Source organism: Siphonobacter sp. (assembly GCF_048595215.1).
Taxonomy (GTDB): domain Bacteria; phylum Bacteroidota; class Bacteroidia; order Cytophagales; family Spirosomataceae; genus Siphonobacter.
In genome coordinates, this window is record NZ_JBMDWJ010000080.1 from 1 (window position 1) to 7678 (window position 7678).

The 7678-nt window shown below is 48.8% G+C and carries 4 protein-coding genes; 1 reads left to right on the forward strand and 3 read right to left on the reverse strand.

What is annotated here, in order from left to right; translation table 11 throughout:
* Positions 1-1360, forward strand: a 1360-nt coding sequence (locus tag ACOJTG_RS04655) for an aminotransferase class V-fold PLP-dependent enzyme (protein ID WP_420152748.1), incomplete at its 5' end; no start/stop codon positions are given.
* Between the two features lie 193 nt (positions 1361-1553).
* Here ACOJTG_RS04655 and ACOJTG_RS04660 read toward each other — a convergent pair.
* The 3 genes from ACOJTG_RS04660 to ACOJTG_RS04670 all read right to left on the reverse strand — a co-directional run bounded on the left by ACOJTG_RS04660 (position 1554) and on the right by ACOJTG_RS04670 (position 7675).
* Positions 1554-3008, reverse strand: a complete 1455-nt coding sequence (locus ACOJTG_RS04660) for a RagB/SusD family nutrient uptake outer membrane protein (RefSeq protein WP_420152749.1) — start codon at positions 3006-3008, stop codon at positions 1554-1556.
* Positions 3009-3050: 42 nt separating this feature from the next.
* A complete protein-coding gene (locus tag ACOJTG_RS04665) occupies positions 3051-6311 on the reverse strand; it encodes a SusC/RagA family TonB-linked outer membrane protein (RefSeq protein WP_420152750.1) in 3261 nt (1086 codons plus the stop codon).
* A gap of 533 nt (positions 6312-6844) precedes the next feature.
* Positions 6845-7675: a phytoene/squalene synthase family protein gene (locus ACOJTG_RS04670; RefSeq protein WP_104715846.1), complete on the reverse strand. Its 831-nt coding sequence runs from the start codon at positions 7673-7675 to the stop codon at positions 6845-6847.
* Positions 7676-7678 lie beyond the last annotated feature (3 nt).

A 7678-nucleotide genomic window follows, 5' to 3' on the forward strand; every position in this document is an offset into this window, starting at 1 on the left:
GTGTACCATTAAACTCACCGCAACCACGGAGATGATTCCCGTAACCTGGCATGATTTTGGAAAACTGCACCCATTTGCTCCTAAAGACCAAGCGGCCGGTTATCAGACCTTATTTAAAAATCTGAATGACTGGTTGTGCGAGATTACGGGTTTTGCGGCTATGTCGCTACAACCCAACTCCGGTGCACAGGGTGAATACGCTGGTTTGATGGTGATCCGGGCCTACCACGAAGCTCGGGGTAATACGCACCGCAATATTGCCTTGATTCCTGCTTCGGCCCACGGTACAAACCCGGCTTCGGCAGTGATGGCGGGTATGAAGGTAGTCGTGACGAAAACCGACGAAAACGGAAACATTGATCTGGCCGACCTGAAAGCGAAAGCCGAGCAGTACAGCGAAAACCTGTCCTGTCTGATGGTGACGTATCCTTCCACGCACGGTGTATTTGAAGAGTCAATCATTGAAATTTGTCAGCTGATTCACCAGCACGGTGGACAGGTGTACATGGATGGTGCGAACATGAACGCTCAGGTAGGTCTGACCTCTCCCGGTACGATTGGAGCGGACGTTTGCCATTTGAACCTGCACAAAACGTTCTGTATCCCTCACGGTGGTGGTGGTCCCGGTATGGGGCCCATCGGCGTAGCTGCTCACCTAGCTCCGTTCCTGCCCGGTCACGCGGTGGTATCGGGTGTCGGTGGCGATCAGGCCATTTCTGCCGTATCCGCAGCTCCGTATGGTTCAGCCAGCATTCTGACGATCTCCTACGCGTACATTGCCATGATGGGTGGTGACGGTCTGACGCACGCTACGCAGACGGCCATTCTGAATGCAAACTATATCAAAGCTCGTCTGGAGCCGCACTTCCCCGTCTTGTACGTAGGTTCCCAGGGACGTTGTGCACACGAAATGATTCTGGACTGCCGTCCGTTCAAGCAGTCGGCCGGTATTGAAGCCGAAGACATTGCTAAACGTCTGATGGATTACGGTTTCCACGCTCCCACGCTTTCGTTCCCGGTAGCGGGTACGCTGATGGTGGAGCCGACGGAATCCGAATCGAAAGCGGAACTGGATCGTTTCTGCGACGCGATGATTGCCATCCGTAACGAAATTGCTGAAGTAGAAGCAGGCGAAGCGGATAAATCCGTGAACGTCCTGAAAATGGCTCCGCATACGCAATCTGTCGTGTTGGTGGATTCCTGGAATCGTCCCTACACACGGGAGAAAGCCGTATTCCCGCTGCCCTACGTGAAAGCCAGCAAATTCTGGCCAACCGTTAGCCGCATCGATTCAGCCTACGGCGACCGTAACCTGATTTGTGCCTGCCCGCCGCTGGAAGAGTACGCCACGGCTGAGTAAGCGTTTTATAGGATAGCTTTTAAAACTCCGGCAGGTCGACTGTCGGAGTTTTTTTGTTGGTGGAGTGCTGGGAAGGTTTTCCATCCAGCCTGTAGGAAATACGTCGAGCCTAGGGCTCTTTCTTAATCACCGGCTCGGATTAAGAAAGAGCCCTAGGCTCGATTCATCTACTAGGATTGGACATTAATCCAATTTACTGATTGATTAACTTATTGGTCACCAGCTCATTATTCGAAATGGGCCAAATGTAGTTTTCTGAGGTCGGAGCAACGGCCGCCGCACTCACCGTGGGGCCCGTTTTAGCCGGAATGGTTTGCAGACGACGCAACAAGTCATTCGACCGGAAGCCTTCGCCGAGTAATTCGATCCGTCGTTCAATGAGGATGGTATTGACGAGTGCTTCTTTGGTGGTAACCGCCGGAAAGGTATACGAAGCATCCGACCGGGCGTGTACTGCTTTCAAAAGATTCGTCGCGAGCGTCAAATCCCCCGTTTCTGCGGCCGCTTCCGCGTAGTTGAGCAGTACTTCCGCGTACCGAATCAAGGGCATGTAAATCAGGTAGGGAGCATTGCGTCCGAACTTGGAAAGATAGTTTCGATTGTTCGAAGTCAACGTCCGTAAGAACCCTCGGCGGGCGTCCGTACTCGACCACTGTGAAGAACCCAGAATACCCGTAGGGTTTAGATAATACTCGGCATTTCCATTGTAGATATACCCAATGGACGACTGTCCACTGTACATATCCAGCGAACTAAAAGGCATGGAAAGGATCGATTCCGGGGTCGTGAACGTCGTCGTTAACGTAGAGACGATGTTGCTTTGCAAGGCGTGCTGAACACCCGTAGTAGCCGAAAACGGAGCAGCGGTTTGGGGAACAATCTTCCGGGCTTCCTCTACCACCTTTGCGTAATTACCCATATTCAGATACACCCGCGTTTTCAAGGCAATCGCCGTATTCTTATGAGCCCGGGTCACTCGTAGTTCCTCCGTGGCATACGTTGTAGGCAAGCTAGCTTCCGCTTCGTCCAGATCTTTTAAAATCTGCGTATACACCTGAGCTACGGAACTCCGGGCTAAGTCGTTATTAGCCATGGTGGTTTCAGCCTGCAAACGCAGGGGTAAACCCGGCGATGCCCCTTGGTTTTTTACGTACGGCTGGGCAAAAATGGAGACCAAACTGTAGTAAGATAAGGCCCGCAGAAATTTAGCCTCCCCCAGGTACTGAGCTGCCAGTTCATCCGAAACGATTCCCGGATTTTGCGGCAGTCCACTAATCAATATATTCGCCTGATTAATGGTGGTATACGCCGCTGACCAGAGGGTGTTAATGTCATTGGAACTGGACGTGTAGGTATTGCTCCAGCTTTCATACCCCGTGAAGCTATTGGCGGTAGTATTGATGAAATCTTCTCCCCGAACATCCAGATAAAACTGAAAACGCCCGCCGTAGTAGTTGGCATTTTTCAACGCCTTGTAGGTACCGTTTACCAGACCCAGAATCCGGCTTGGCGTTGCGAAAGCTTCTTCTGAAATCAGTTGCGTAGGCGGAACCGTATTCAGGTATTGTGATTCGCTGCAGGAAGCTACGGTCAGTAAGAGCCCCCCCGCCAGCAGGCAGGTTACTTTGGATAAAACTTTATTTTTCATGATTAATGTCGATTTGAATGATCTACCCTGAGCGGTCAGCACTTAAAAAGCCAGATTCACACCAAGGGTAATCGTGCGGCCATTACCCAATGAATTGTATTCGATACCCGGCGAAGTATTCGTGTTGCCGTTTACGGAGGACTCCGGTTCGACGCCCGTATACTTCGTCAGCAAAAAGACATTCGAAGCCTGAGCGTATACGCGAAGCGAGCTAATGCCCGATTGACCAAACAGGGACGATGGGAGTTTGTAACCTACCATCACGTTTTGCAGACGTAAAAAATCTCCTTTTTCAACGTAAGCCGAAATGTTAGGAATGTTGGCAGCCGCGAAGTTATCGTTGTAGATCAGACGGGGTACATCCGTGATCTGACCGGGGGTAGTCCAGCGGTTGAGTACCTTCTTGGCATTATTAAACATCCGCTGATCCAGCCAGGTACCCGTATTTCCGTTCAGAATGTAGTTTCCACCCGAATACGTAAAATTCAGATTGACATCAAAGTTTTTATACCGGAACGTATTGTTAAAGCCTCCGTACCATTTAGGTAAAGCATTACCCATTGGTTTGTAATCGGCCGCCGAAATAGCCGGTGCCCGGCTGCCGTCCAAGTACGTCCAGCTAGTACCTGCTTCGGGTGAAATTGCTGCACTATACTGCACCTGTTCCCCTTTAGCGTTTATGAAAATACGCTGTCCATTCGCCGGGTTGATGCCATCCGTAATCGCTCCGAAAAGCGTACCCACGGGTAAGCCTACCTGCGTAATGTTGAAGATGTTGGCGGAGGTAGACGTCGTACTCAAAATTCGATCGCCTTCGGTGGCCAACGAGGTTACCTTATTGGACAGGTGCGTAAAGTTGAAGCTGACGTTCCAGGAAAAATCCTGCTTCCGGATTACCGTTGAGTTGATACCTAATTCAATCCCCCGGTTGTAGAGCGAGCCTACGTTCGAGAGAATGGCATTATCAGGAATCCCTTTGGATGGAGCCTGAGGAACGCTGAGAATCAAACCATTTACGTTGTTATTAAAATAGGTAACCTCTACCTGTACTTTATTATCCCACAGGCCCAGGTCTGCTCCGAAGTTGGTTTGTTCTGAGGTTTCCCAACCCAGATTTTGGTTTCCGGCCTGATTGTAGGCCCAGGTGGGTACCGTTCCGTAGAGCGAAGAGGAATACAGGTTCAGTGAAGCGTATGAATTGTTCAGGTTTCCGTTTCCTACCCGACCCCAACTGGCCCGCAGTTTTGCACTGGAAATAACCTTACTTACGGCCGAGCCTTTGTAAAATTCTTCCTCGGACAAAGCCCAGCCGCCGGAGATTCCACCAAAGTTCCCCCATTTCCGACCCGTACCCAAAGCCGAATTTCCGTCTCTCCGGAAGTTAAGGGTAAAGAAATAGCGGTCACTGAAATCGTAGGTTACCCGCGAAAACACGGACAGGAAAGACCGGGAATTTATACTATTCCCCGAAGGCGTAATATTCCCCCACGTACCCTGATAATCGACAAAATACGGATCGGCAGCCTGCGTTACGTTGACGCCCCAGACATTCGTATTGAACACCTGAGCATCGTAACCGAGCAAAGCCGTCAAGTGGCTTTTACCAAATCGGGTGTCGTAGTTAAGCGTATTGGTAAAATTCCAGTTGTTACGTAAGCCCGTCACATTGGTAACCGAACCATTCGTCGAAGATCCGCCGCCCGGTTCAGCACTCGTGGAGTTAATGTTTTCGTTTCGCAGACGATCAATCGAGTAGTTCGTCGTAAAATCCAGTCCCTTGAACAAGGTTACCGTAGCTCCGATATTGGCCAGAATCCGATCATTCTCCGAGGTGTAATTAGCCAGCTTGAACAAAGCCGTCGGGTTGTAGTACACACTGACTACCTGGTTATTTCCATTACCAATGGGTCCACCCGCAATACCCAGATTCAGACTGGGGGTTCCATCTTCATTATAGGCCGGTACGTTTGGAGCCAGCGTATAAGCCATCCGGGCAGCTCCTACAATCAACTGGGCATTGCCTTCCAGCGAACCGGAGTTAGGCGATTTGTTGAAGGTATTGGAGTAATTGATGTTCCCTCGCAGCTTCAACCATTTCGTCGCCTGATGATCCAGATTCAACCGAATTCCTTTTCGTTTGAAGTTATTGGTTTGCAGAATACCGTTCTGATCGGAGTAGTTGGTGGAGAAGAAATAACTCGTACTCTTGTTGCCGCCACTTACGTTTATGGCATGGTTGTGCGATACACCATTCTGGAAAATGTGATCATACCAGTTCGTGTTAACCAATGAACCATCGGAGCGGTAGCTCGGAAAGAATAAAGCCGCCGGAGACGTAGACCGCTCAATGGTCTTTTTGTTGTTGACCGCTTCATTTTTGATCATCATGTATTCCTCGGCGTTGAGTAATTCGGGCAAACGAACCGGACTCGTTACGCCTACCCAGCCATCGTACCCAACCCGTATTCTTCCTTCTTTCCCCCGCTTCGTCGTGACTAGTAACACCCCCGCTGCTGCCCGCGAACCGTAAATAGCCGTAGATGCCGCATCCTTAAGTACATCAATGGACTCGATGTCGGAGGGGTTAATATCTCCTAAGGGGTTGTTGGGTACGTTGCCGTTGCCTACGCTACCCGTCGTCAAGGGGATTCCATCGACAACAATCAGGGGATACGAACTCAATGATATGGAGTTGATTCCCCGCACCCGGATCACCGGAGCATTATTTAGGACGCCATTGGCAACCGAAATATTTACCCCGGCCGCTCGGCCCGCCAAAGCCTGATCAAAGCTCTGTACGGGAATTTCCTTCAGTTTTTCGCTATTAATACTGGCCGCCGAACCCGTAAATTCTTTCTTCGTTTGGGTACCATAACCCACGACCAACACTTCCGTGAGTTCCTTGGAATTAGTAGCCAGCTCAATATCTACCGACGTTTGGGTGGTAATAGGCTGTTCGGTGGTAGTATAGCCAATGAACGAAAAGACGACAATGCTCCGCTCATTGGGAATAGTAAGGCGGTATTTGCCCTGGGCATCCGTGGTCGTTCCAATATTCGTTCCTTTCACCTGCACGGATACGCCGGGTAAGCCTTCTTTGCTGTCTTTATCCGTTACCGTTCCGGTAATCGTCCGGTCTACCGTCGCGTCAGGGGCGTACGCTGCTGAGTAATTCGTTTTTTGGGGTAAGGTAGCTTCCGCCAGGGGAGCACTTAGCGTAATGACCAGGGCCGGAAGCATTAATTTCCGTTTAAAATGCCCTTGCCCAGCTCTTTGAAAAAGAGTAAGGTACTTTTTTTTCATACTTTTGAAATTGGTTTGGTGCACACGATGGATTAAACCGCGAATAGCGGATTCGGGATGGGTGATTGGCGTTACCTTCGAATCCGTATTCATCAACCGATAGCCCTGGCCGGCTATCGGTTTTTTTATTTACTTCTACTTAACTACAAAGTGAAAAATCAGTACGCATTAATTAAATCCAATTATCAATAAGCTTTATGGAAAGGTTGAGTAGAAAGGTATTTTCAAAAGCGAATTACAAATTAGAATAATATCTGCTTAAAATAGATCACTTAGCATATAAAAATTTACAAAAACAATAAATCATCTTATAAAATGTATGCATTTGTAAATTTAACCAAATATTCATTTTGCGATTACAGTCAGTATTTTATAGATATATTTATATTTTTACAAATACCTATAAAATCTATATATTTAGTATACTAAATGCGAATATAAGAATTTTTAGAAAGGGCCTATATCGCTTTGGCAAAATCGTCACGCATTCCCGGATGATCTTGCCAATCCTTTGACTACAGAACCGGTAGCGGTTAAATCGTACGGAAGGAGAGATAAATTTTAGCCAGCATGAGCAGCTTCTGTACATCGGGTACCCGAATTCTTTCTTCCTGAATACGGGCAATGGGAAGAGCCTTAATCTTAGCGAAAAGGCGTAGGTAATAACAATAAGCCAGGTATACGCCCATGCGGGCCGAACGCGGCAACTGGCGAATACCCGTCAAAGCCGCATCAAAATCGGCCTGAATATCCGCTTCAATGCTTTTTTTATCCTGGGCAGAGAAACGGCTGAAATCAACGCCGGGGAAATAAACCCGCCCCCGATCGTGAAAATCGGACTTAATATCCCGTAAAAAATTCACTTTCTGAAAGGCCGAGCCCAGCCGGCGGGCCGGTTCGCACAACTGATCGTATTGCTGGCAGTCGCCGTCGCAGAAGACTCGAAGGCACATCAGACCCACAACCTCAGCCGAGCCATAAATGTAAGTTTCGTAGCCCGCTTCGTTGTATTTGGTCTCGTCGAGGTCCATTTCCATGGATCGGAGAAACGCTTCAATCAAGGGTCGTTCAATTCCAAACTGGTTGACTACCTTCTGAAAGGAATGTAGCACGGGATTGAGACTAATCCCCTCTTCGATGGCTTGATACGTATCATGCTTAAACCGCAGTAGTAATTCCTTTTTGTTGAAATCGTGAAAGGTATCCACAATTTCATCCGCATAGCGTACAAACCCATAAATGGCATAGATGGCCCAGTGGAGTTTGGGATCCAAGGTTTTGATACCCAAGGTAAAGGAAGTACTGTACCGCTGGGTAATCAGGCGACTACATTCCAGCGTGGTTTGTTCGTATAAAGCCAGCATATC

Bases quoted from the DNA above. Each gene is read 5' to 3' on its own strand.
- ACOJTG_RS04660 (WP_420152749.1), bottom strand. From the start codon at position 3,008: ATGAAAAATAAAGTTTTATCCAAAGTAACCTGCCTGCTGGCGGGGGGG.
- ACOJTG_RS04665 (WP_420152750.1), bottom strand. From the start codon at position 6,311: ATGAAAAAAAAGTACCTTACTCTTTTTCAAAGAGCTGGGCAAGGGCAT.
- ACOJTG_RS04670 (WP_104715846.1), bottom strand. From the start codon at position 7,675: ATGCTGGCTTTATACGAACAAACCACGCTGGAATGTAGTCGCCTGATT.